At 69.9% G+C, this 24,972-nt stretch carries 21 protein-coding genes; 18 read left to right on the plus strand and 3 right to left on the minus strand.

The window, feature by feature from the left end:
- Window positions 1-2: 2 nt before the first annotated feature.
- The 18 genes from QEG98_RS23875 to QEG98_RS23960 all read left to right on the plus strand — a co-directional run bounded on the left by QEG98_RS23875 (window position 3) and on the right by QEG98_RS23960 (window position 23,147).
- On the plus strand, window positions 3-1,574 hold the full coding sequence (locus QEG98_RS23875) for a phage tail sheath protein (protein ID WP_316562947.1): 1,572 nt from the start codon (window positions 3-5) through the stop codon (window positions 1,572-1,574).
- Entirely contained in the window at window positions 1,571-2,050 is a 480-nt protein-coding gene (locus QEG98_RS23880; RefSeq protein WP_140793178.1) for a phage tail protein, read from the plus strand. The genes QEG98_RS23875 and QEG98_RS23880 overlap by 4 nt, the downstream gene beginning before the upstream one ends.
- Before the next feature lie 6 nt (window positions 2,051-2,056).
- Window positions 2,057-3,394 (plus strand): hypothetical protein, encoded by a 1,338-nt coding sequence (locus QEG98_RS23885; protein ID WP_316562948.1) that lies wholly within the window; start codon window positions 2,057-2,059, stop codon window positions 3,392-3,394.
- Between the two features lie 3 nt (window positions 3,395-3,397).
- Window positions 3,398-3,571: a hypothetical protein gene (locus tag QEG98_RS23890; RefSeq protein ID WP_316562949.1), complete on the plus strand. Its 174-nt coding sequence runs from the start codon at window positions 3,398-3,400 to the stop codon at window positions 3,569-3,571.
- A gap of 18 nt (window positions 3,572-3,589) precedes the next feature.
- The gene (locus tag QEG98_RS23895) at window positions 3,590-4,666 is read left to right on the plus strand and encodes a phage late control D family protein (RefSeq protein WP_316562950.1); all 1,077 of its coding nucleotides are present in this window, start codon (window positions 3,590-3,592) and stop codon (window positions 4,664-4,666) included.
- Window positions 4,663-5,361 carry a phage baseplate assembly protein V gene (locus tag QEG98_RS23900; RefSeq protein ID WP_316562951.1) on the plus strand — a complete coding sequence of 233 codons (699 nt, stop codon included), beginning with the start codon at window positions 4,663-4,665 and terminating at the stop codon, window positions 5,359-5,361. Before QEG98_RS23895 ends, QEG98_RS23900 begins: the two co-directional genes overlap by 4 nt.
- Window positions 5,355-6,899 carry a hypothetical protein gene (locus QEG98_RS23905; RefSeq protein WP_316562952.1) on the plus strand — a complete coding sequence of 515 codons (1,545 nt, stop codon included), beginning with the start codon at window positions 5,355-5,357 and terminating at the stop codon, window positions 6,897-6,899. Before QEG98_RS23900 ends, QEG98_RS23905 begins: the two co-directional genes overlap by 7 nt.
- A gap of 7 nt (window positions 6,900-6,906) precedes the next feature.
- The gene (locus tag QEG98_RS23910) at window positions 6,907-7,308 is read left to right on the plus strand and encodes a GPW/gp25 family protein (protein ID WP_316562953.1); all 402 of its coding nucleotides are present in this window, start codon (window positions 6,907-6,909) and stop codon (window positions 7,306-7,308) included.
- Window positions 7,309-9,078, plus strand: a complete 1,770-nt coding sequence (locus tag QEG98_RS23915) for a putative baseplate assembly protein (protein ID WP_316562954.1) — start codon at window positions 7,309-7,311, stop codon at window positions 9,076-9,078.
- Window positions 8,961-9,650, plus strand: coding sequence for a baseplate J/gp47 family protein (locus QEG98_RS23920; protein ID WP_316567953.1), 690 nt, complete (start codon window positions 8,961-8,963; stop codon window positions 9,648-9,650). Before QEG98_RS23915 ends, QEG98_RS23920 begins: the two co-directional genes overlap by 118 nt.
- On the plus strand, window positions 9,650-11,314 hold the full coding sequence (locus QEG98_RS23925) for a hypothetical protein (protein WP_316562955.1): 1,665 nt from the start codon (window positions 9,650-9,652) through the stop codon (window positions 11,312-11,314). The genes QEG98_RS23920 and QEG98_RS23925 overlap by 1 nt, the downstream gene beginning before the upstream one ends.
- Window positions 11,308-12,069, plus strand: a complete 762-nt coding sequence (locus QEG98_RS23930; protein WP_316567954.1) for a phage tail protein — start codon at window positions 11,308-11,310, stop codon at window positions 12,067-12,069. The genes QEG98_RS23925 and QEG98_RS23930 overlap by 7 nt, the downstream gene beginning before the upstream one ends.
- A 5-nt stretch (window positions 12,070-12,074) precedes the next feature.
- A complete protein-coding gene (locus tag QEG98_RS23935) occupies window positions 12,075-12,995 on the plus strand; it encodes a hypothetical protein (RefSeq protein ID WP_316562956.1) in 921 nt (306 codons plus the stop codon).
- A gap of 27 nt (window positions 12,996-13,022) precedes the next feature.
- Window positions 13,023-14,876 (plus strand): hypothetical protein, encoded by a 1,854-nt coding sequence (locus QEG98_RS23940; protein WP_316562957.1) that lies wholly within the window; start codon window positions 13,023-13,025, stop codon window positions 14,874-14,876.
- Between the two features lie 66 nt (window positions 14,877-14,942).
- Window positions 14,943-19,397 (plus strand): hypothetical protein, encoded by a 4,455-nt coding sequence (locus tag QEG98_RS23945; protein ID WP_316562958.1) that lies wholly within the window; start codon window positions 14,943-14,945, stop codon window positions 19,395-19,397.
- The gene (locus QEG98_RS23950; RefSeq protein WP_316562959.1) at window positions 19,394-21,178 is read left to right on the plus strand and encodes a hypothetical protein; all 1,785 of its coding nucleotides are present in this window, start codon (window positions 19,394-19,396) and stop codon (window positions 21,176-21,178) included. The genes QEG98_RS23945 and QEG98_RS23950 overlap by 4 nt, the downstream gene beginning before the upstream one ends.
- Window positions 21,175-21,864, plus strand: coding sequence for a hypothetical protein (locus tag QEG98_RS23955; protein WP_316562960.1), 690 nt, complete (start codon window positions 21,175-21,177; stop codon window positions 21,862-21,864). The genes QEG98_RS23950 and QEG98_RS23955 overlap by 4 nt, the downstream gene beginning before the upstream one ends.
- Window positions 21,861-23,147, plus strand: coding sequence for an ATP-binding protein (locus tag QEG98_RS23960; RefSeq protein ID WP_316562961.1), 1,287 nt, complete (start codon window positions 21,861-21,863; stop codon window positions 23,145-23,147). The genes QEG98_RS23955 and QEG98_RS23960 overlap by 4 nt, the downstream gene beginning before the upstream one ends.
- Before the next feature lie 22 nt (window positions 23,148-23,169).
- Here the strand turns inward: QEG98_RS23960 and QEG98_RS23965 are convergent, their stop codons facing one another.
- The 3 genes from QEG98_RS23965 to QEG98_RS23975 all read right to left on the minus strand — a co-directional run bounded on the left by QEG98_RS23965 (window position 23,170) and on the right by QEG98_RS23975 (window position 24,727).
- Entirely contained in the window at window positions 23,170-23,877 is a 708-nt protein-coding gene (locus tag QEG98_RS23965; protein ID WP_316562962.1) for a RibD family protein, read from the minus strand.
- A 31-nt stretch (window positions 23,878-23,908) separates the two neighbouring features.
- Entirely contained in the window at window positions 23,909-24,061 is a 153-nt protein-coding gene (locus QEG98_RS23970) for a hypothetical protein (RefSeq protein ID WP_316562963.1), read from the minus strand.
- Window positions 24,062-24,202: 141 nt separating this feature from the next.
- The gene (locus QEG98_RS23975) at window positions 24,203-24,727 is read right to left on the minus strand and encodes a DUF1993 domain-containing protein (RefSeq protein WP_316562964.1); all 525 of its coding nucleotides are present in this window, start codon (window positions 24,725-24,727) and stop codon (window positions 24,203-24,205) included.
- Between the last annotated feature and the right edge of the window lie 245 nt (window positions 24,728-24,972).

The raw sequence follows: 24,972 nt of genomic DNA on the forward strand, positions 1-24,972 counted from the left end.
CCATGCGGCGACTGACCTTCGAAGTCACAGAACGCGTGGCGCCCACCGCGCCCGAGCGGATGGACGTTGCCCTCTTCGTGGGCTTCGTCCGCCGTCGGCCGGGCGCGTCCGTGCCCACCGCGCTGTCGCGCTACCTGTTCGAGCAGGGGTGGATGACCGCCCCCACGCTCCGCGTGGACCCCAACGACCCGCAGGCCCCGCTCACCGACGTTCCCCTGCCCTTCGGCAGCTTCGCCGCCTTCGAGCGACTCTTCGACTGGCGAGCCCGCACCGGAACCGCTCCCGACGAGTTCACCGCCCTGGGGGCGGCGGTGCAGTCCTTCTTCGTCCAGGGCGGTCGCAAGTGCTACGTGGTGCGCATGGCGGACCCGCTCACTCCAGAGGCGGAGCGCGCCACGCGGCTCGGGCGGCTGAACCTGCTGCTGCCGGGCAGCAGACTGCCGGCGCCTCCCGGCATGGAGCACCCCGCCTCCGCCTCGGACCGCACGACGTGGCACGGCGCGGCCCACCTGTTCGGCCTGCAGGATGTGTCCTTCCTCTGCCTTCCAGACCTGCCCGAGTTGGTGGCGGATGCGCCCGAGCCACTCCCCATCCCCCGCCTGCCACCCGCAGGTGCCCCGGGGTTCGTGGAATGCGCCACGCATGGAGCGGCCACCGGGCCCGAGTGGAAGACGCCAGAGCGCGCGGCGCCTCGCTGCGGACTCACCGCCTACCTGGACTGGGCGGCCTTTCTCGCCGTGCTGGCCGAACTCCTCCGTGACAGGCGCCTGCGAGAGACGCACCTGGTCGCGGCGCTGCCGCTGCCCTCGACAAGCCTGGTCTCCGACACTCCCGCGGGCAAGCGCGCCGCGACGCAGGACCTGGGCGCGTTCCTCCATGCCAGCGGAGTGCTCACCCCATTCCAGAGCTCGTTCATCCAGCTCGCCTATCCGTGGCTGAGGACCGCGTCCTCGGAGGGGCTTCCGGAGCGGCTGGCGGCCCCTGACGGGGCGCTGGCGGGGGTGCTGGCACGCAACGCACTGCTTCGCGGCACTTTCCGAAGCGCCCTGGGACTGGGGCTCGCGGAGGTACGGGAGGTCTTCCCCATCCCAACACGCCTGGACCAGGAGCCGCGCGAGCAGGGTTCGCCGCTGCGCGCACTGGGCGAGCGCGTCGCGCTGCTGGGGCCCACGCCGCGCGGGATGCAGGTGTTGTCCGACGTGACGTCCAGCCAGAGGGTCGGCCACCGTCAGGCTCCGGTGAGCCGGCTCATCTCCTCGGTGCTGCGAGCGGCGAGGCAACTCGGCGCGGACCTGACGTTCTCACCTTCCAACGAGGACACGTGGTTGGCGCTGCGCTACCGGATGGAGTCCGTGCTCGGCCGGTTCTTCGCGGAGGGCGCACTGCGAGGAGCGACGCCGCGCGAGGCGTTCTCCGTGCGGTGTGACCGGACGACCATGACGCAGGACGACCTCGATAACGGGCGGCTCATCGCGCTGGTGGAATTGGCTCCCGCGGCGGCAATCGAACGGGTGCAGGTCCTTCTTTCCGCGTTGGAGGGTGACGTGTCGCTCCAGCAGGAGGAAGCCGCATGAGCGGAGACCTCTGGCCGCTGCACACCTTCCGCTTCGAACTCACCTTCCAGCCCGAGCCGCTGTCGGGCAGTGGCCCGGAAGAGGCACCCGTGGACGGGGCCTTCTCCGAGTGCACGGGCCTGGAAGCCACCATGGAGCCCAAGGCCATTCGCGTGGGCGGCCACAACCTGGGCGCCGTGCAGCGCGCCGGGCCGGTGAGCTTTGGCACCGTGGTGCTCAAGCGAGGCCTCTCGTCGGGCGAGCGACTGGCTCGCTGGTTCATGCGGGTGACGGGAGGCGACTACGGGTACCGGTGCACCGTGCGAATCCGCCTCAAGGCCCCGTCTGAGGACGGAGGAACCCAGACGGTGCTCACCTACAAGCTGGAGCGCGCCATGCCGGTGAAGTTCAAGGCGGCCGACTTCAACGCCCGCGCGACGGACGTCGGTATCGAAGAGCTGCACCTCGTGCACGAAGGACTGTCCCTCGAGGACTAGCGCGCCATGCCAGACACGACTCCCGAGAGCGCGAGCTTCATCAACGAGAGCAACGGCGAAGAGGTGCTGGTGCACTTCAACCCGAGCTCGCTCCAGTACACCGTCACCAACAAGCTCCAGAACGCCCAGGGCCAGGAGAACCAGCAGTTCGTCTCGGAGAGCAGCGCGAAGCTCACCATGGAGCTGGTCTTCGACACCACCGGCACGGGCGCCAACGTTTGCGACCACACGATACGCATTGCGCAGTTCATGGGCGCCAAGAGCCAGATTCCTCCGGACGTCACCTTCCGGTGGGGCGCCTTCGAATTCACCGGTCTCGTGGACACCTATCGGGAGACCATCGACTTCTTCGCATCCGATGGCATCCCCCTGCGGTCGACCGTCTCGGTGGGCCTGACGCGGCAGCAACGCGTCTTCTCCAGGGGAGCCGAAGGCGAAAGTTCGCGGCAGATGGCCGCTGCGCGCAACCAGCCCATCTCGCGCGCCGTCGCGGAGCAGAACAGTGAAGACAATCCGCGCTTCCCCAGCCAGGACGTGATGACCGTCGACCCGTCCGTGCCACTGGCCCCGCCCACAGCGTTTGCAACAGGCGGAGCCCTGAGCGCTGGCCTAGGAGGGAGAATCGGAGCGGGGGCGGGGTTCGGCGTTGGAGGTGGATTCAGCGCGGGGGCGGGACTCGGCATTGGCGGTGGGTTCGGGGCGGGAGTGGGAATTGGCGTTGGAGGTGGGTTCAGCGCGGGGGCGGGGCTCGGCGTTGGCGGTGGAATCGGCGCGAGCGGCGTATTCGCTGCCGGCGGTGGATTCTCGACCGGCGGTGGCTTCTCGGCCGGTGGTGGCTTTTCAGCGGGTGGTGGCTTTTCGGCCGGCGGAGCCTTCTCAGCGGGTGCGGGCGTTTCCGCCGGTGGCGCCTTTTCAGCCGGCGCCTCGTTCGGAGGCAGCGCCACCTTCACCGCGGGGGCAGTCGCGGGAGGCTCAGCCCCATTCGGCGTGGGTGCGTCCGCATCGAGCCCCATCTTCTCCGCGGGAGCGTCATTCTCCGCTGGAGCCAACTTCCCCGCGACCACGGGGGCATCCGCCTCGGGCTGGACCGCGAATGCCTGGGCTGGCGCGCAGGCCTCCGCGGGCGTCTCGGCCACAGCAGGAGCGTTCGTGGGACTGCGTGCAGGACCTCCACGCACCTCCGTCCGACTGGAGACCGTGCGCTCCACCGGGCACGTGGACACCTACACCTACGAAACCACCGGAGACGGCCTCTTCGAGCTCGGAGGACGTGCCCGAGTCACCAGGCCCCGCTTCGGCGCGACCCTGCCGCCCCGGGGCCGCCTCCGCTTCGAGGGAGATTGAGCCATGTCCATCGTCTTCGACGAGGTCCAGGGGTCCGTCGTCTCGAGTTCCACGCCAGACGCGAGCCAACGCCCGGCCGCGGAGCCAGCGCTCACACCGCCTCCCGTGGACCCGACATCGATTGCCCGCGCCATCCGGCTCATCACGCAACGCAAGGCCCGACTCCTCGCCGACTGAATCCGTTCCCCGTTCTCCATGACTGACGCCACGTCACAGCCAGAACATCACCGCCCCACGGTGCGCATCTTCGGCAAGGCCGACGCACGCGTCACCGGTCTGGTCAGCAGCATGCGGGTCGAGGAAGCCGAAGGCGGCCTGTGCTCGCTCGAGCTGCGCTTCGAGGCAATCGCCCGCTACGCCGACACCGTGGCCGAGCAGGTCTTCGAGGACGAGCAGCTGCTCAGGCTCGGGGCCCCCATCAGCATCTACACCGGTCCCGAGAGCGCCCCTCAGGAGATTTTTCGCGGCGTCATCACCGGAATCGAAGCCGTGTTCTCGCACGACTCCGCGCCGGAGTTCGTCGTGCTCGCAGAGGACGCACTGCAGAAAGCAAGGCTCGCGCGGCGCACGCACGTCCACAGCGACCTCAAGCTGGCCGAGCTGGCGGAGAAGCTCGCCCGGGACCTGGGCCTGACGCCCATCATCACTGGCCTTCGAGAGTCCCTGGGCCTCCAGGTCCAGTGGAACGAAAGCGACCTGGCCTTCGTGCGGCGATTGCTGGCCACACGGGATGCGGACCTGCAGGTGACGGGTGACGAGCTCCACGTCTCCGCACGGAGCGCGGTGCGCCGGGGCCTCCTGGAGCTGACCCTCTACTCGGAGCTTCGCCGGGTGCGCGTCACGGCGGACCTGGCGCATCAGGCCACTCAGGTGACTTGCGCCGGATGGAACGCCATCCAGGGCGCCAGGGTCTCCGGCCAGAGCTCCGGCTCGCGACCCGGCCCGGGCGCGGGGCGTACCGGCGCGGAGCTGCTCCAGCAGACGCTGGGCCCTCGGACAGAGCACCTCGGCTCGCTGCCCGTGTCCACCAGCGACGAGGCCACCGCCATCGCCAGGGCCGCCTTCGATACGCGCGCCCGGCGCTTCGTCCGCATCGACGCCACCGCGGAGGGCACCCCCGCGCTCCGTGTGGGGACCCACGTGAGGCTCAGCGGCATGAGCGCTCGCTTCGACAACACCTACTACGTGGTCCGTGCCAGCCACCGCTACGACACCCTCCACGGCTACGAGACGGACTTCGAAGCCGAGTGCGCCTTCCTGGGAGAGCCATGACTGACACCGCACACGCTCAGGAGCACCGCCTGCTGGGCGCCATGCTCGGCACTTATCTGGCGAAGGTCGTGTCCGTGGAGGACCCCGACCACCTGGCGCGCGTCAAGGTCCGCCTGCTCACCGCGCCCGAGGGCCTGGCCGATGCGGACGTGGCCTTGTGGGCGCGGGTCGCCGTTCCGTTCTCCGGCAGTGGCTGGGGCGCGCTCTTCCTCCCGGACAAGGATGACGAGGTGGCCGTGGTCTTCGCCGGAGGGGACCCGCGCCAGCCGCTGGTCGTAGGCGGCCTGTGGAACGGGCGCGCCCGTCCGCCGGAGACGCCCGGTGGAAATCGCGTGGACCGCTACGTCATCAAGGCCCGGAATGGCAGCCGCATCGCCATCGTCGAAGCGAGCGAGGGCACCGCGCAAATCACCCTGGAAGTCCCCGGTGGCGTGAGCGCCACGCTGAAGCAGGCCAACGGAGGCGAGCTCACGCTGGAGGCAGCGGGCAACACCGTCACGCTCGCCCAGCAGGGCGTCACCGTCCGGGCCGCGACCACGGTGTCCGTCACCGCCAGTCAGGTGGAGGTGAGCGCCGGGCAGGTCACGGTCAACTCGGCGATGTCGTCCTTCTCGGGCGTCGTGAAGTGCGACGTGCTGCAGACCAACTCGGTGATGGGCGTGACGTACACGCCAGGGGCGGGCAACGTATGGTGAGCCACCCCGTCAAGCTGCGCGGGCTCGTTTTCGACGGAGCCACCGGAGCCCCGCTGGCGGCCCAGCGCGGCGCCCCCGCGTTCATCGAGCGGCAGGACCAGGAGTTCGTTCAAGCCATCTTCGGAGAGCTCAGGTCCGAGGAAGGCCGCAAGGCGCTGGCGGGCACCCTCATCTCCGATGGGACGCCCTCCCCCCAGGGGCTCAAGCTGCTCCAGCCCGTTCACGGGGTGTTCAACGTGGCCTTGCTGGAGGCCTGCTGCGACGTGTTCGGTGAGCCTCGGGTCGAGGCGACCCGCATCGACAGCGCGGGGCTCGTCATCCGACGTGTGGGCGCGGGCAATACGCGCGAGGCCTGGGTGCGGCGGGACGGCAAGGTCGCCGGCTGGGTCACGCTCGACGGTGAGGAACAGGAGCGCGACCCAGACCCTGGACGGCGCGAAGGGCCCGCGGGCCCCGGTCCCGCGGACGTCCGGCGCGAGCTGCTGCGCCTCATGCGGGCCACCAGCCGGGACCAGGAGACCGTGACATCGCTCTTCATCGCGCCACCCGACGCGTGCGCCGCGGCGAAGCGCACCGTGCTGTACGGGCTCCTCCAGGTGGCGAGCGGTGAAGCACCGGAGGGCGCATCCAGCACAGCGCCCGCTTTCGATGACGCGCAGGTGCGAAGCCTGCTGTCCCCTTACTTCGCCGCGGGAAAGACGGTGGACTGGACAGGGCTCGAAGGCCTGTCGGTCACCTACCAGGACGTCGCCCAGCGCAGATTGCCGCAGGCGAAGCACGACAAGCTCGCCCTGTTCATCGACTTCCTGCGTGGACTGGTCGCGGTGTTCGACGCCTTCCAAGTGCCCGCGCTCATGACGGCGATGAACCGCGTGCAGCTCGACTATGGCAATGGCCAGAAGCGGCCCGCTGGCACGGCGCTCTCCGGGCTGGCGGACGTCCTCGTCCAGGGGAAGACGGGCACGGTGGTGTTGCCTCGTTCGTGGACGCATCCCAGTGCCTCGGAGGCGGCCCAGCTCCTCCAGGCGGCGAAGGCCGCCACCGCGCCCAGGATGCGGGACCTCATCCCTCCCGAGCGGCGCTTCGAGCGGCGTGGCTCGCGCTATGTGGCCAGGGCCTTCGTCCGGGTCCGCCGCGAGGATGGCTGCCCACCCGCCATCGTCTGGAGCGAGGAGAGCGCCCCCTTCACCATCGCCGCCTGGCACGAGCGCGGAAAACGGCCGCCCGTCCTCATCCCCCTTCCGTCGCTCAAGGACCTGAGCGCCTTCAAGCCCAACGTCACCTTCCAGGTGCCGCCGGGGATGAACGAGCTGCTGAACAAGAACTCGCCGAAGGACTTCCTCGAAGGCTCAGCCAGTCCCCCCGCGGGTCAGGGCATCGGGTGGCTCTGTGGGTTCAACATTCCCATCATCACCCTCTGCGCCTTCATCGTCCTCAACCTCTTCCTGTCGATGCTGAACATCGTCTTCTTCTGGATTGCCCTCATCAAGATCTGCATCCCCATTCCCGCCTCGCTGCGCGAGCGGTTCGAGGACTGACCGCGCCATGAGCCCGAAGCCTCCCGACAGGCGCCCTCCCGTGGGCTTTCCGCTGCGGCTCGTGCCGGACGAACGCGGTGAGCTGGCGTTTCCTTCGCTAGAAGCCAGCGTGCGTCAGTCCATCGAGGTCATCCTCCGCACGCGCCCCGGCGAGCAGCTCATGCGGCAGGGCTTCGGCGCCGGGCTGGAGCGGATGGTGGGGCAGCCCAACACCGTGTCCACCCGCCGGCGCATCCAGGAGCTGGTGCAGCGCGCGCTCACCGAGTGGGAGCCGCGCCTGGAACTCATTCGCGTGGACGTACTGGAGATGGCGGACCTGCCCGCCCAGGTCCGCGTGGAAATCGTCTACCGCCTGCGCCGCACGGGTGACGTGCAGCAGCTCGGGCTCGCCATGGACCTCGGAGGCTAGATGCCCATCGTTCCTCCCCGACTCGACGACAGGAGCTTCCCGGACCTCGTCGAGGAGCTGCTCTCCCGCATCCCGGGCCATACCCCGGAGTGGACCCATGCCCGCGTGGGCGACCCGGGGCGCACCCTGCTGGAGCTCTTCGCCTGGCTGGCGGACTCCATCCTCTACCGCGCCAACCTCATCCCCGAGCGCCAGCGACTGGCCTTCCTTCGGCTGCTGGGCGCGAGCCTGCGCCCCGCCGAGGCCGCCACCGGCGTGGTGAGCGTGCACTTCGACTCCGAGGTGCTCCAGCCTTCCGTGTCGCTGCGGGCCTTCGCCTCGCTGCGCAAGCCCGTGCCCTTCGAAACGCTGGATGAGCTGACCGTGGTGCACCTCACCGCCGAGGCGTACCGAAAGCGCCCGCTCACGGAGACGGAGCGTCAGCAGCACGCGTCGATGTTGCCCCGGCTCGCGCAGGTCTACGGCCTGGACCCCAAGGCCCAGCACGGCTTCTACGCGACGACGCCCGTGTTCCCCCTCGGCGCCGCTGACCCGCGCGGGCTGGACCTGGTGACGGAGACGGTGGACGGAAGCCTGTGGCTCGCGCTGCTCGCCCCCAAGGCGGAACACGTGGCGGCCCTCCGTGAGGACCTGACGAAGGGGAACGGACAAGGGCCTCGCGTCCTGAGCGTGGGCGTCTCCCCCGTCATGGAGGTCCCCGCCCTGTCCGAGCTGCTCGGGGCGCGCGGCCGGCTGCCGCACGTCTGGGAGGTGACGGGCACGCCCGCCGCGGACGGGTTGCCGGTGTACCACCGGCTCACCGTCGTGGCGGACTCGACGCAGGAGCTGTCCCGCCGGGGCGTCGTGCGGCTGCTGTTGCCATCCGACCTGGGCGCGCCGGTCAATGACGTGAGGGCGGACGCGCGCGCCGGCCTGGGCGACCGGCCGCCCCGCCTGGATGACCCGAGGGTAGCGGCGCGATTGGTGACCTGGCTGCGCCTGCGTCCCAGCGGAAAACCGGAGCGCTTCGCGCTGGGCTGGGTGGACATCAACGCGGTCGAAGTGGACCAACGCGAGACGACCGGCGGACGCCTGATTGGACAGAGCGACGGCAACGCGGAGCAGGAGTTTCGCCTGCCCTCCGGCTCCGTGGAGCGTGCAACGTTCCAGCTCTTCATCGAAGAGCCAGGGGCGGGCTACCGCGAGTGGCGGCTCATCGAAGACCTCGCGCTGGCCCGCCGCGACGAGCCCGTCTACGCCCTGGACTCCGAGGCGGGCGCCGCCCGCTGTGGAGACGGCGTGCGCGGACGCGTGCCTCCCGCGGGTGCCCAGGTGCTGGTGGCCCGGATGCGCAGCGGCGGCGGCGCCGCGGGAAACCTCCCGCCTGGCAGCTTGAAGGACATCAGCGCCTTCCGGGTCGATGGAAGCCCCGCGCCGGGGCTGCGGGTGCAACAGCCGGAGCCCACGCTGGGTGGCCGGGACGCGGAGACGCTGGCGGAGGCCGAGCGCCGCATCCCCGCGCTGCTGCGCCACGTAGACCGGGCCGTGACGGAGGAGGACTACCGGCGGCTCGCGGCGAGCACCCCGGCGTGCAACTGGGGCGCGTGGAGGTGCTGCCCCGCTTCGAGCCAAGGCGACGGCGAGACGGTGTTCCCGGTGTCGTCTCCGTCATGGTGTTGCCCACGGCCACGCGGCTGGAGCCGCCCTACCCGCGGGCGGACCGGCCGCTGCTGGAAGCCGTCCATGCCTACCTGGATGCGCGCCGGCCGCTCACCACCGAGCTCTACGTGATTGGCTGCGAGTACGTCCCACTGGGGCTCGGCGTGGGCATCACCGTGCGCGAGGGCTTTGGCAGGGAGACGGTGGTGCAGGCGGTGCGGCAAGCCGTGCGCCGCTTCATCTTCCCGCTGCCGGCGGGAGGTCCCACCGGAGAGGGCTGGCCGCTGGGCCGGGACGTCCAGGACCGGGAGCTCTATGTCGCGGTGGCGCAGGTCCCCGGGGTGGCCAGCATCGCCGGGGTGAGCCTCTTCGCCTGGGGAACGGTGACGCGCGTGCTGAGAGACCCTCGCCGCGCCGGAGCCTCGGCCGACGTGGCGCGCTTCACGGTGGAGCCCCCTGCCCCGTCCGTCCGGCAGGCCGAGGGCCCGGTCAACCCGAGCTGGCTCCAGCTCAAGGGCAGCACCGCGACGACACCGGTGGAGCTGTCCATCGCGGACTGGCAGCTCCCGGAGCTGCTCAAGGTGGCGGTGAATGCCGACGGAGAGGTGCCGACGATGCTCCACGGCATCGGCGATGAGGGAAGCGGCGGCATGGACTCCTCGCAGGCGGGCGTGGCGGTGCCCATGGTCCCCGAGGTCTGCTGATGGACGCCAACCGCCTCCGGTTCTACATGCTGGCGGACGCGCCGGACTGGGTCACGGAGAGCTCGGTCTCCGCGGGCGAGGTGTGTCTCTACGACGCGAAGCGCAGGACGCTCCGGCTGGGGAGCCTGGGAGAGAGCCGCACCTTCGATGAAGCACTCGACCTCGCGGTGCTGGAGCCCAGGCTCGCTCGCGTGCCGGGCGCAGTGGACGCCTTCGGCACGTGGGCCTGGTGGGACGACGTGGCCGGGCAGGTGCGCGCGGCGGGCGGAGGCGCAGGCACCACCCTGCGATTCGAGCCCGCCCAGGTAGGGCTGTCCGGCGCGGTGACAGACCTGTCGCCTGGATCTGGCGGCATCCTCTACCTCGCGGTGGCCCAGCGCGTGGTGGCGCTCCACCTGCGCAAGGTGTGGTCCGCCGTGGTGTTCCCGGCCGAAGGCATCGCCGCGCACCGCATCGCCGCGGACCCGCGGGGTGGCGCCTACGTCCTGAGCGGTCCGCCTTCCTTCGCACCCAACGCGCCTCCCGCCGTGCTCGGAAGGGTGGACGGGCAGCCGCTTCCGGACGTCCTGTCCATTCCCTCCGGTGCTGGCTTGTTCCGCCCGATGGAAGAGAACCCGGACCCGCCTCGGACCCGGGTGCTGGAGACGCTCGCGTGGCCTGGCGAAGTGCCGGTGGCGCTCGCCTGTGACACCGAGGGACGGCTGGCGGTGCTGAGCTGGGTCATGGACCCGGCGCTCGCGGGTGTGCCCCCAGATGCGGCGCACGCGCGGCTGCGCTTCTACACGGGCCGCTTCTCCACGCCCGTCGCGCTCCCGGGCGTGCTGCGGCCCTTCAGTCTCGCCATCCTTCCGGACGGCCGCGCCGCGGTGCTGTCACTGCTCGACGACGGCAAGGTGGAGGCGGTGGCCTACGCGCTCCCGGCCGGTGCGTCAGAGGCGATTCCCCAGGGAGACTACTTTCCCCTGCCCGGCCATGACGGGGGCCCTTTCTCCAGGGGGCGCAGCCTCCGCACCACGCCGTCACCCCAGGGCTGGCCCACATGGCGCCAGTGCCGCTTCAAGCCCTGTCGCTGCCCCGGTGCGCCGAGCGGGGCCGCGCCGCCAACCCGCCGAACCGGCCCTTCGACTCGGGCGACGGGCGCACGGTGTGGCACCGCCTGTACGTGGAAGCGCTGCTGCCCCCACGCACCGGGGTGCGCGTCTGGCTCGCCGCCACCGACGAACCCCTGGCTCCGCCAAGCGCCTCGCCGCACTGGCACGAGCATCGCCTGGGCCTCATCCCGGAAGCCCCTGTTCATCCAGACGTCCCGCACGGGAGCTGGGTACCGCTGCCGTCGGAGGTGCCGTTCCAGCCAGGGATGCTGCCCGCGCCGCCGGCCCCAGGCGAGAGTGGCCTGTTCACCGTCCTCATCCAGCGCGCCCACGCGAAGGTGCGTGCGCTCTCCGGACGGTACCTGTGGGTGCGGGTGGAGCTGTTCGGCGACGGACGCCGGACGCCCGAAGTGGGAGCGCTGCGCGCGTATGCATCCCGCTTCTCCTACGTGGACAACTACCTGCCGTCCCTCTATCGCGAGGAGCTCTTCGGCGAGGACGCGGACGCCGCCGGCCGGGCGACTCCCGCGGACTTCCTGGAGCGTTTCCTCGGCATCGTCGAGGGTGTGCTGACGCCCATCGAAGACCGCATCGCCCATGCGCACGTGCTCACCGACCCGGGGCACGTGCCTGGTGATTCGCTGGAGTGGCTCGCGAGCTGGGTAGGCCTCTCCTTCGACCCCGTGGTGGGCGAGAGCCAGCGGCGCGCGATGCTCCGGTCCGCGCCCGCGCTCGCCCGGCGGCGCGGCTGCGTCGAGGGCCTGCGCCTGGCGCTGGACCTCGTCACCGACGGCGCGGTGAACCGAGGCGCCGTGGTGGTGGTGGAGGACTTCCGGCTTCGGCGCACGCTGGCGACCATCCTCGGCGCGGACCTCGCGGACGCGGAGGACCCGTTGCTGCCGGGCCTGGCCCGGAGCGGGAACTCCTACGTGGGCGACACGCTCTTCCTCGGGGATGAGACGCGCAAGGAGTTCCTGGCCGTCTTCGGGGACGAAACGCTGCAGAGCCGGGCGGAGGCGGAGGCGGTGGAGCAGCTCCTGGAGCGGCTGGCACACCGGCTCACGGTGCTGGTGCACCAGGGCACGGACACGCGGACTCTGGGCCTCATCCGGAAGGTGGCGGAGCAGGAGGCCCCCGCGCACGTGCAGGTCTCCGTCATCACCGCGAGCCGTCCGCTGCTCGTCGGCGTCGCGTCGCTGGTGGGCGTGGACACCTACGTCGGGCCCGCCCCCGCCCCCACCTCGGTGCGAGTGGGCCACAGCGTGCTGGGGCTCGCGGACGTCATCGAACGTCCGTCGAGCCTGGACCCCAGATTGGAAGGAGGTTGATGACCATGTCGCCCCCGAATGACGCCTTGCTCGACGCGGAGACGCGAGACCGGCTCCACTACGACACCGGCGTGCTCCTGGACGCGGGAGACTTCACCGCCGAGCAGACCTATCACCGAGGCCGGCTCACCCGGGCCCTGGCGTACCTCCACGGCGTCGGAACGGTGGCCGGGCTCAAGGTGAGTCACCACGAAGGCACCGAGCCGGAGCATGAGGAGCTCCGGGTGTCCGCCGGGCTCGCGTTGGACCCCTTCGGCCGGTTGGTGGAAGTGCCCACGGACGCGTGTCTCAAGCTGGACCGCTGGTACTGGCAGGAGCCGCTGGCGATGGCCGACTTCGGCGTCTTCACGCCCGCCGAGTACCGGCTGAGCCCCGATGCCGCAGGATTTCCGCCCACCGGAGTGGTGGCGGACCTCTTCCTGCGTTTCCTCCAGTGCGAGCGCGGCAAGACGCCTGCCTTCGCGACGGGGCCCTTCGACGCGATGGACGCCGTGGTCGCCTCGCGCATTCGCGACGGCTACGAGCTGCGGCTGGTGCCGCGCTCCACGGCGTATCCCCCTCCAGAGGTCCCCAAGAGCCCCTTCCCGGACCCCGTGGACGAGCCAGACCCGGTGCAGCGGCGCATCAAGCTTCGGCAGGCCATCTTCAGCGCCTGGCGAGGCAGCCGCGAGCAGGAGCTGGCGAAGCTGTGGAGCGACACCTTCATCCCGGCCTCGCTGCTGACGGACCCGACCCAACCCGACCTGAAGATGAGGGATCCCGCGTGGGTCTTCCTCGCGCGCGTCGTCATCGGCGCAACGGACGTGGAGGACGTGCGCGGCACGGAGGTGCGGCCCACGCGGCAGGGGAATGTCTACGTCGACAATGACCTGAGGCCCTTCAGCCTCTCGACCGCCGCGCTCGCCCGGTGGATGGGCGTCTTCTAGGCCCGACTCTCTCGAAGGGGGATAACCGTGTTCAACCCAACCAGTGGACCCGCCCGGGAGAAGCTCACCTGGGAGACGGCACAAGCGCTGGAGACCGCCCGGGCAATGGTGCACGACGACCGGCGCGTGCGCTCCTTCTTCTTCGACGGGCGCTTCCTCACCGCGAAGGACCTCACCCGGGAGCAGAACTACTTCCTCACGCGGCAGGCCGACCTCTCACGCGCCAATGGCACCGGGGTGATGCACGGGCTGACCGTCACGCCCAGCCAGGACCGCACGACGCTCACCATCCGCCTGGGCCATGGGCTGACACCCGGCGGCGAATTGGTGGTCGTGCCTCGTGACTTGACGGACATCCGCCTGGACGACATCCCGGAGATTCAACGGCTGGACGCGGCCTTCGGCCTCGCCCCCGTGCCGCGCGAGCTGGCGCGGAGCCGCTCTGGGTTGTACGTGCTGGTGCTGCGCCCCGTGGAGTACACGGCGAACCCGGTGGCCTCGTACCCCACGTCGCTGGGCGCCGCGCGGACCACACAGGACGGCGACATCATCGAGGCGGTGGCGCTGACGCTCATCCCCTACCCAGACCCGGTGGGCGGTGGCAACTTCGAGACGCGCCGCAGCCGCGCGGCCCATGAAGTCTTCGCCGGAGCGGGGATGCGGAACCTCCCCGTGGACGCGCTGCCGCTGGCGATGCTGGCACTGGACCGAGGCACCCTCCGCTGGCTGGACACCTTCCTGGTGCGGCGTGAGGTGGGCGCCGAACAACGCAGCGTGGTGGGCTTCGGCATTGCCTCACGGGAGCTGCGTGAAGCCCACGCGCTTCAATATCAGCAGCACCTGAAGGAGGTGCTCCAGGCGCGTCGCGCGGCGGGCCAGAGTGAGCGGTTCCTCGCGAGCGAGCACTTCTTCACGCTGCCCGCCGCGGGGACCCTGCCCGCGGCGGCCATCGAGGCGGGCAGCCTCACGGAGTTCTACTTCCCGCCCGAAGTGGACGTCGAGCTGACGGTGGTCGCCGAGGACGAGCTCGGCGCCATCCTCGACGAGTCCCTGCAACTGCCCCCCATCGACCTCACGCAGACGGGCGAGGCCCTGGAGTCGGTGTCCGTCCTGGTGATGGTGCCCGTGGCGCGCCATGGCATGGCGCAGCGCCTGGAGGGCCTCCGCGAGGTGCTGCGCGCCGCGCCGCTCAAGCTGCGGGCGGCGGCGGTGGGACAGGTGGCGCGGCGGCTGCCCGCGCATGCCCTGCTGGACCTCACGCGCCGCTGGCAGGTCCAGCCCGTGCCAGAAGCGCCCGTGACAGACCTGGTGGAGGCGGCGTGGAGCGAGCTGCTCTCCGGCTCGAGGACCCTCTGGTATGCCTGCCGGCGCAGCCTGCCGCACCGCCACTCCGCGGTGGGCCAGCCGCTGCCCGAACCGGAGGACCACGACGGCGAGCAGCACTTCGAGGAGCTCGTGAAGAAGCTCCGGCAGGCGGAGCTCTATGACGAGTTCTCCGCCCTGCCCCAGCGCGGCACCGCCATGGCCATTGGCCAGCTCGTTCCCGTGCTCAACACGCTCGCCCACGGAACCACGCGGTGGCAGTTCGCGGGCCTGGCCTCCGCCACGCTGCGGCTGGAGCGCCTCCAGCACAAGGAATACATGGCCGCGCTCAACCGCTTCCCTGCCACCGTCAAGCAGGGCCTGGCGAGGCTCGAGGCGGAACCCAGCCTCCTGAACGTGCCGCTGGCCACCCTGGCTGCGTCCTACCGGATGCCGGACATCGGGGCCTACGTGATGACGCTCACCGCCGCGGCCTACGCCACGTTCGTGACGGAGCTGAAGAAGCTGCTGGATGAAGGCGTGTCGCTCGACGAGGCGTTCCTGGCGCTGCGGAGCTGAGAGATGATCACCAAGCCGATTGCGGATCCACTGGCCAACGAACATGTGCTCCGCGTGGAGCCACGCATGGCGCCCTTCGGCGTGGACGCCGAGTGGCGGAGGAGGGCCCACTTCTTCACGGGACGCGCCGTGTCGGCGGACGCGCTCGCGCTGGAACAGGAACATCGCGCGGGGAGGCTGGCGCTCCTGGGCCAGCACCTCACGCCGGGCATCGTCGCCGGGCTGGAGGTTCATCTGGAGCGGGTGGGCCCGCAGCCCTTCATCCATGTCCGGCCCGGCAACGGCATCGCCGTGACAGGCGAGGACGTCATCGTCCGCCGGCAGCTCCGCGCCCCACTGGGAGCGATTCCCCTCTTCCCAGGACACCGGGACCCTTCCACGTTCTCCCTGGAGGCACTCGCCAACGAGGAGCCCCCCGTGGACCCGCTGCCGTTTCCCAGAGCCGCGGTGCTGGTGCTGGTCCCCACCACGTCCGTGCTGACGCCACCCGCCTCGCAGACGGACGCCTGCGAAGTGGACCCGGAGTCCTATTCATTCGAGGACGCGGTGCGGACGGAGGGCGCGGCGCTGGTGCTCTGGGGCTGGCCCGAGGGCTGGTACATGCCGCAGGACTACTCCCTGCGCTGGCGCAGCCGGCTGGTGTACAGCCTCTTCGAGCGGGAACGCCGTCGCCGGAGTGGACTGCTCGCCCCCTGGGAGCACGCGGGCGTTCCGCTGGGTCTGCTGGGCTTCAAGGAGGGTCCGGACGGTCCGGAGGCGTTGTTCGTCGACAGGCATGCGGTGGCGCGGGCGGGCGGACTGCCACGCGCGCGCACGCCGTTACTGAAGTCCCGCGGCTCGCCCGTGCTGTGGCAGGCGCGCATCCTCCAGTTCAACGACCACCTGGCGGAGCTTCCCCCCGAGCGGCTCGCCCAGGACAAGGCCATCCTCTACTTCCGCCGCCTGCCGCCCGTGGGCGTGCTGCCTCCGGACGCCGTGGACTACCGCGCCTGGACGCGGCGCTTCTTCCCCGACCGGTTCGAGTTGGAGGCGGTCCCCATTCCACTGGAGCAGCTCGACACGGTGGCGATGGCCAGCGCGGCCCTGGAGCCGCTGGACATCACCCGCGAGGAGCGCGTTCGCATCCTCGTCCCCGTGCCTGGCGCCGTCTATGAACCGGGGCTGCTGCATGACGCACCGCTGGACCCCGCCTTCCTCGCCGCCATCGAAGAAGGACTTCAGCGCCTGGGTGGATGGCTGAAGCGGCGCATCGTCGTGCGCGCGCGGATGAGCACTCTCAAGGACACCCTGTACGGCGCCACCGGCAAGCACTATCCCCTGGTGGACCCGGAAGCCGACCCGGACGAGGCGCGCTACATCCCCGCCGCCGACCCGACGAACCCCACCGAAGAGGACTACGGAACCTCGGGTGAGACGGTGCCCTCGGCCGAGGCCTACCTCCAGAACCACTTCGAGCCGTCCTGGGAGTTGGCCGTCGATGCGCGCTCCGATTTGCTGCCTCGGCCGCAGGGAGACCCGACGCCCCGGTTGGAGTTCGCAGGACAGCTCACCTCCGCGCCCGTGGTCATCTCCACCGAGGACCGGGCGCATGTGTTGTTCCGGGGACCGTTCTGGACGCTGGGCTACCGGACCTTCGACGGCCGGGCGTGGAGCAAGGTGACGCCCGTGCTTCAGGGCAGGGTCAGGTCACGCTCCGTGCCCGTCGCGGCGATGTGGCCGCGCGGGCGGCTGGACGTCTACTTCCGGGACGACCAGGGCAACCTGCACAACACCTACCTGGATACCCGGGTCAGCAATCAGCCCTGGAGCAGTCCTCGCGTGCTGGCGAGCGACGTCATGGGAGATGCCGCCGCGGTGTCTCCCTCCGAGGGACGCACGGACGTCTTCTACCAGGCCCTCCGAGGGCAGGTCCTCTCACTCTGGTGGATGACCGTCACCGCCTCACGCGTCATCCGGCCGAAACCCTTTGAGACGCCGCTGGCGTTCAAGGGCGAGCCCATCTCGGCGGTGGTGTCGCGTGGCCAGCTCATGGCCTTCCTCCTGGACGCCCAGCGCAACATCCAGCAGGTCACCGTCTCCCCGGACCCCACGCAGGGCGCGGCAGTCTGGACGAACCACTCGCTGGGACGGGAGGTCCGCTGGCTCAAGGCCTGCGCCTCACCGGATGACGGCACCGTGGATCTGGTCGCGCTCACGGGCAGCTCCCTGCTGCACCGGCGCTTCAACGGCCTGGTGTGGAGCGAGTGGAAGGACCTGGGCAACAGCCATTCGCTCACCGCCGCGCTGTCCGCGCCAGGCAAGGGCGTGCTGGATGTCCTGTCCCGAGCGGTCAACGGACGCATCCGGTACGCCCGATTCGATGGCACCACCTGGACGCCTTGGAAGACGCTCGGCACCGAGGTGGCACGCTCCGCGCCCGCGGCCATCCGCCGCGGCGACCAACTGGATGTGATTGTCAGGGCGCGTGAGAACCTCCTGTGGCATCGGCCGGTGCGCTCGCCCCTCCACACCACCCAGCGAACCCAGGGCCTGCGCGGACTGATGCGCGACCTGTCCAACCGGATCCAGCGAGTCGATGAGGCCGTGGACGCGGCCTTCCTTCAGGTCCAGTCGGAAATCCATCGGGTCCGCCAGCTCATGCTGGGCAGCACCAGCTCCGCCGTGATGACGGCGTCTCCCGTACTCACGGACGTCGCGCAGGCAGAGACGCGTGTCGCCACATTGACGGACGTGGAGAAGTTCATCGGGGTCCTGAACACGAAGCGCAAGGTGAGCTGGTCCACGGTCCGCTACCTGGATCAAACCAACCTCCGGGACCGGCTCCTCAAGGTGTCGCCCGTCATCGGCACGCTTCACTCGGCGATGGCCATCAAGCGAGAGGTGCTCGGGAAGCTGTTCACGCTGCTCTCCGGCATGGAGTTCAACCTCGAGGCCGTGCAAGTCCCCAACGTGAAGGTCCCCCCGTGGCGTCGGTCACGTGTGCCGGTGGACGGACAGCCACCGCCCATCCCCACCCCGGAGCCGCGCATCGACATTCCGTTGAGCGAGCTGCGTGCACTGACGGCGGAGGATTGGAACCAGGTGTTCACCCATTACGTGGCGCCCAAGGTGCCCACGCGAGCGGAAGAGGCCACCTACTTCTCCATGTCCGTGGCCCAGCTCGAAGACGTGCTGGCCGTGCTGCGGAACCTCGAGGACCGTGTCATGCAATACCGAGAGGCCCTGGAGGAAGGCGGGCGCCTGGTGAGCGTGCTCCGGGCCCATGAGACACGGGGAGGCGAGCGCCTGACAGTGATTGGCACGGAAGTCTCCGAGTCCCGCCAGGACGTCATGGTGGCTCGCGCGCTCCTGGCCGAGGAGCAGACCCGGCTGCAACGCATCAACGAACGGCGCGCCCTGGTGCTGCGCGAGCACGTTCGCTTCCTCGTCTACCACCGGCCGAGAGCGCAGGTCATGGACCGCGCCACGCCCGTCCGCGCGTTGGACACCGGCATCTACGAGTCGGAGCTGCCCGCGGCGCTCGCGGAGACACGCGCCGCGCCACCAGAACTCTGGGCCCTCATCCAGCTCCTGCGCGACGCCCCGCTGGACTGGTTCGCCCAGGGGCCATCGCTGTTCCAGCGCCTGGACCGGCTGGACCTCGTCCACCGGACCCTGGAAGGGGCTCGGCAACGCGCCACGGTGCGCGTTCCTCCCGCCCTCCCCCAGATTACCCGCGCGCCCAGCCGCTCGGGTGAAGGCGTGAACCGTGTCTTCACCGCGCAGAGCCAGGTTGTCTCCCAGGCCAGGGTCGTCACCGCGACGCTGGAGCTGGCCAGCCTCCTCCACCGCGGCTGGGCGGAGCTGGTGAAGCTGGCGTTGCCCATCACCTCGTTCGGCGACCTGATGGACACCGCGCACGGGCGGCCGGACGTCGCTCGAGCCGCGGCCCGTGAGTTGGAAAACACCGCCAAGGTGGCCACGTACCTCTACTTCCTCTTCGGCGAGGTGCCTCCACGCGTCCGGATGGAATGGGCGTCGATGCTCAGCGAGTATGACGCGCCGTGGGACCTGAGGGACCTGGCCCGGCTGCCCCAGTGGAACACGCTGGAGGTCACGAGCCGGCGCCAGCTTCAGGAGTTGGTGGACTGGCTCTTCGCGCAGATGAACCCGTCACGCACCGAGGCCGTGGCGCTGATGAACGACCTGGTGCGCTCGGCGCTGCTGCTCGCGAGCCACGCCCCCGTGGGAGAAATCGTCGCCGGGCACCTGCCGAAGCCAGCCCCCGCCAGGGTGGGAACGGTGCTGGACCTGCAAGTGGACCCATCGCGCATCCGCGTGGGCACCCATGTGCTGCTCGCCTCCGGCGTTCACACGGTCCAGGCCGTGGTGGAGGACCTGGGCACCGGAACGGCCCGCGCGCGCGTCTTCTCCACGAGCGCGGCCAGCGTGAACCTCGCGGAGAAGACGGTGGCGAAGTTCTCCGAGCCCGAGCAGCGAGGCGGCCTGCTCCCGACGCCGCGGCGGACACTGCTCCGGTGACCGCGGAACGGCGGGTGCGTCAGGTGAAGCTCGCGGCGGCCAGCACCGCGCTCGTCCGGAGAGGGGCGGTCCTCCTGGAGGATGCGCTGCGCACCGCCTCCCTTCCGGATGCTCCCGGGGGCCGGGTGCTGGTCATCCGCCAGCTGTCGCTCGGGACGATTCACGCGGACCGCAGCCCGGCCACGCTCTCGCTCGTCGTGGAGCAACGCGTGCGCGAGCTGGCGCGGCTCGCGGTGCATGCGAAGTCGCAGTCCGCCGCCACCGCGCAGGCGGTCTACTTCCGGGATGAACTGGAACCCTTCGTGCTGCTGGCCACCCGGCTTGCCCAAGGGCTGCCCCTGGACGCCTGGTTCTGGCGGTTGGCCGTTCCTGGACTGCACCCGGGGATGTCCCGAGACGACGCGCTCCGCCTCGCGCTCGCCAGCGCCTTGCGGACGGGACCGCCCTGCCGCCGCGGTGACGCTCGTCTCCGAGCTGCACGCGCTCGGCGCACTGGCCCCCTGCTGGGCGCGCTGCGATGGCAGGATGGACCCGCGCTCGCCCGAGCCTGGTGGGGACACCTGCCGTCCCGCCCGGCGCCGCGGCTGGCGCTGGACGACGTGGGCGCGACGGAGCAGGTCTCTGAACCGCTCCGGCGTACCCTCGCGCGCTGGACACGAATCTGGGGAGCCGGCGACGCCCGTGCCTTGTGGCTGGCCTCGGTGGCGCTCTGCACGCGCGTACCATCCCGGGTAGCCGCGCCCAATCTCGCATCGCGGGCCTGGCGGGTGCTGGAGGCGCTCCAGGCTTTCCCTACGGCGCACCTGCCCACGTCACGGGAACCGCCGCGACAAGCCCCTCCAAAGCCGGACGCGCCCACTGCCCCCGCTGACACGGGCATGGTTGCTGTCATCGCAGCGTCGTCGCCTCCATCGGTGCGGGCGCTTTCCGGCGCCCCTTCTTCCGACAAGGTGACGAAGCCCCTGGATGCCATACCCGCGTCTCCAGCGGGGGTGACTGCAGCTCCGCAGGCGAGGGTACGCCCTGGGCCCGCGGACATCGACGAGGCGCCCGGAGACACCGGAGCCACGCCTCAAGACACTCTCCCGCGCTACGCGACGGAGGAATCGCTCCCCACAGTCGCAGGGGGCCTGCTCTTCCTCTTGCCCATGCTGAACGCGCTGGGCCTCGAGGAGTTCCTGGCGGGACACCCGGCCCTCGCCGATCTTGGAATCCCGGAGCGCTTCCTCCGTCACGTCGCCGAGCGCCTGGGTGTTCCTTCGACGGATCCATTGCTCCGCGTACTCCAGGAGGCCGCAGCGGAGCCGTTGCCCGAGCCCAGCCCCTTCGTCCTCCCAGTGCGCTTCCAGACAGGCGCCGGTGCGCGGGCACCGTTCCGTCTCGTCCGTGAATCCACGGGACGCTGCGTTGCCTTCGACGCACGGACCCGGTTACCGCTCGCCTCGACATCTCACGGGGAAGCGCTTCCCCCACCGTTCGACCGATACCTGACGACGCCCCTGGCGCATCGGCTCCCCTGGAATGACGCCACCCTCATATTGCGCGCGGCCCTCCTCGCGGTGGGCCGCGTCACGCGGCGGCTGGCACAGATGGGGCTGAGAGAGCTCGTCCTCCGTCCCGGCCGCCTCGTCGCGACCCGCACGCATCTGGACGTCGTCTTCGCGGCCTCGCAGGTGGATATCCGCATCCGCCGCGCGGGGCTCGACATCAACCCGGGCTGGGTTCCCTGGCTCGCCCGCGTCATCCAGTACCACTATCAATACGACGAGACCGGAGCATGACGACGACCGCCCTGCCCCTTCGCACCGCGGTCCTCGCGGCGTTGGCCCTCACACAAGAGGACTCAGGGGATGGAGACGCCATCGAGCTGCGCTTCCTGCGACAGCACCTGGATGCAACGGGGCGGGACTGGGTCGCTCGCGCTCGGGAGCGCCGCACACGTCCGGGCTCCGAGGATGCTGGACTCGTCATGCTCGGCGACGTGCTCGGGCTCTCCCTGGTGGAGCTCCTGGCAGTGGCCCTGGTCGCCGCCGTCGAACAGGACCCGATGGTGGGCCGAGCCGTCACGTATCTTCAAGCGCCCGTGGGGGCCTCCCGGCCCACGTTGGGACTGGTTTCCAGCGCGCTGGCGCCGGCCGCTTCCGGAGACCAGGAGGCCCTGCTCCTCCTCACCGCCGGAGCGGCCCTCGGTAGCGGGCTGCTGACGCGCCTCCGGGAGGACCTGCCGCTGTGTGAGCAAACGCTGGCCATGCCGCTGCCGCTCTTCCTGGCGCTGTCCGGGCACGACGTCACCTGGCCTGGGGCAACGCTCGGCTCGGCCCGCCTCATGGAGGTACCGCTGCCTCCTCCCTCATGGATGGCGTGCACCGGCATGCGCGCTTTCTCGCAGGCTCGCCTCGGTCGACGCTCGTGCTGCGCGGCACGTCGGTTTCTGAAACCCGCACCGTGGCGGCGGCGGTCGCCATGACGCTCGGACGAGCCCCCCTCTACCTCGGAGCAGAGCTACAGCGGGGATTGGGGCCCTTCCTGATTCAGCGAGGACTGCTTCCCATTCATGTCCACGACCTCGCGCCCGGCGAGCGGAAGGTGCTTCCCAACGTGCCGTACTACGACGGCCCCGTGCTGGCCATCACCGGCCCCGAGGGCACGCTCGACGCGGCGGACCGCGCGGTGTTGCGCTGGTCCGTTCCCCGACCTCCCAGCGAGGAACGGCGGGCCCTGTGGGAGTCCTCACTGGGCGCACCGGACCTCGCCGAGGAGTTGGCCCGACGGCACCGTCAGGGAGCAGGGCGGATTGCCCAGCTTGGCCGGCTGGCCCGGCAGAAGGCGGAGCTGGACGGGCGACCGGCGCCCGAGTTGCAAGACGTGCTCGCAGCGGCCTGGGAGGCGGAATCCGAGGGCATGAGCACGCTCGCGGAGCCCTTGATGGACGCCATCCACGACGACGCCATCGTCCTCGTGCCCCAGGTGAAACGAGAACTGGAGCTTCTCCTGGCGCGGTGCCGCGCGCGGGACGATCTGGTCCACGGCCTGGGCCCCTCCGCGACGGTGCGCTATCGCGCGGGCGTCCGGGCACTCTTCATGGGCGCGTCGGGCACGGGCAAGACGCTCGCCGCGGGATGGCTGGCCACGAAACTCGGACTGCCGCTCTACCGCGTGGATCTGGCATCCGTGACGAGCAAGTACATCGGTGAGACGGAGAAGAACCTCTCTCAGCTCTTCGCGCGGGCCGAGCATGCCGACCTGGTGCTGCTCTTCGATGAAGCGGACTCGCTCTTCGCCAAGCGCACCGACGTGAAGGACTCGAACGACCGGTTCGCCAACGCCCAGACGAACTACCTGCTCCAGCGAATCGAGGCCTTCGACGGCGTGGCCATCCTGACCAGCAACAGCAAGAGCCGGTTCGATTCAGCCTTTACGCGCCGCCTCGATGCCATCATCGACTTCACCCTGCCCGGACCCGCCGAGCGGCGCGCGCTCTGGACCACGCATCTGGGAATGGCGCACGAACTTCCCGCCAAGGAGTTGAACCGACTGGCGGCGACGGCGGACCTGGCCGGAGGGCAGATTCGCAACGTGGTGCTGACGGCCGCGCTCATCGCGCGTGAGGCGGGCCGCGCCATCCAACCACCGGACATCATCGAGGCGCTCGTGCATGAGTACCGGAAGCAGGGCCGCGAGCCCCCCTCCGAGCTCCGTACCACGCCCCTGGGCTCCGCTGACGGCGCCCGTGAGACCTGGCGCCGCTAACGTGGCACTTCACCCGGCCCCTTTACCTTTTCGAGTCTGATTTGCGCACCTTGTACTTCAGCCAGAGCATGTCGCTCTTCCGCGGCTCGCAGGAGACCAGCTTGAGATGACGGACCGGGCCCATTCCCTCGCCCGCATCGAACAGAGAAGGCGTTCCGATGGAGCCATCCGCGATGGGCGCCACCAAGACGCTCAGCTCGTCGATGAGGTCCTCTGCCAGGAAGGAGCCGTTGATCTTCCCACCGCCCTCCAGGAGCAACCGCTTGATGCCGAAGTCCTTTCGGAGCTTTTCGAGCACCCACTTCAGGTTCAGCTCCGTCTTGCCGCCAAACAGGTAGGAGACGCCCTTCGATTGGAGGAAGGCCAGGTAGTCGTCAGAGACCTGCTCCGTGAGAATGGTGATGACGTGCTCGTCATCGATGGAGCCCGACTTCCAGGTGAGCTTGCCCGAGGGGTCCAGCGCGATGGCGTAGGACTCCGCGTCGCGCCTCGCGATGAAGTCCGTCCTTGGAATCGGCTGGCCTGACTTGCGCGCCGGGACCTTCGCCTTCCCCGCGTAGGGTTCCATCGAAATCCGGCCAATCATCCAGGCATCGGCGTCGAACGTCTCCGCCGTCCGCTCGTACTCGGACAGGGCACGCGATGAGAGCTTCCATCTCGTCGTGACGATGCGCCCATCGATGGAGGGCACCATGTGGCAAATCACGTACGGGCGCATCGTTCTTCGCATCTGCTGTCTCCTCGGACTCAGGGCCTGGTCGTCAAGGTGACATCTTCCCGACGAGCCCCTGGGACGGCGCGTTGACGGGCTCGACGGTGAGCCGGCCCCTATTGAACGCCAGGTGGCGGTTGCTCGCGACGAATTCTTCCTGCGCCTGCTTGGCTGGCTGTGGCTGCTTGAGCTTCAACACCACGCGCTCTGGGGCGGCCCTCGCGCAGGGGCCAGGTGCGCACTCGCCGTGGGCAACCCCAGGTGCTCCAGAATCGCTCTCACCCCTCCTGCGCCCTTCACGTACGCCAACACCCGCCGCCTGCCTCCACAACGAATCTCCGGCTTAGGCTGATCTAGTACGCAGCCGGCCTTCGTAATCACGCTTACCGATCGGTACACCGCGCGAGCGGAGGATGTCGTAGGCAGTGACGGCGTGGAAATGGAAGTTCGGCAGGGAAAACGAGAGAATGAACGTCTCCGACGTGAAGGCGAGCCTCCGCGGCCCGATTTGAAGGTCCAGGTCCTTGCCCGCGCATTGGTTGACCTCGTCGGGCGTGAACGCCTCTAGCGCCACTTCCGCTTTGCCGATCATCGCCTGCAGGTCGGCGAAAGGGACCGGTCCGACCAAGGCCGGCGGGGCGAACACACCGGTCTTAAGGGCTTCCACCCCCCACACGGAATGGTGCCATGTGGCTTCGACCTGAAAGTGGAAGGGCGCCATGTCGTCGAAAAGGCGCGCGTTCACGAAGTCGTTGGGATCAACCCCCGTCTCAGCGCAGTGCTTGGCCGCACGGTCGAGAAAGCCTGCGACGGCCCTCACCGTCTGCAGGAAGGTGGGCACGCTGAGGTCGTAGAGCGATGTCGTCATCGGCTTTCCTTTGCATTCTGCTGCTCGCGTTTCCGCCTTTTCAGCATGCCCGAACGACCACGACAACAAGAACCGGGCGTTCGAAGCCGTCCGTGGCTTGACGCGGAGACCCGTTGAGCTGAAGGAAGCTCTTGCTGGGTCGTGACAACACGGCAGGTCATGGACGGCACAGACCCTCATTCGGCGAGGAGCAGGTCCAGCGTCACCCTGACCTGCCCCCTTCATTCGCCGCCGATGCCCCAAGT

It is taken from the genome of Myxococcus sp. MxC21-1 (assembly GCF_032612255.1).
In the GTDB taxonomy this organism is placed as follows: Bacteria; Myxococcota; Myxococcia; order Myxococcales; family Myxococcaceae; genus Myxococcus; species Myxococcus virescens.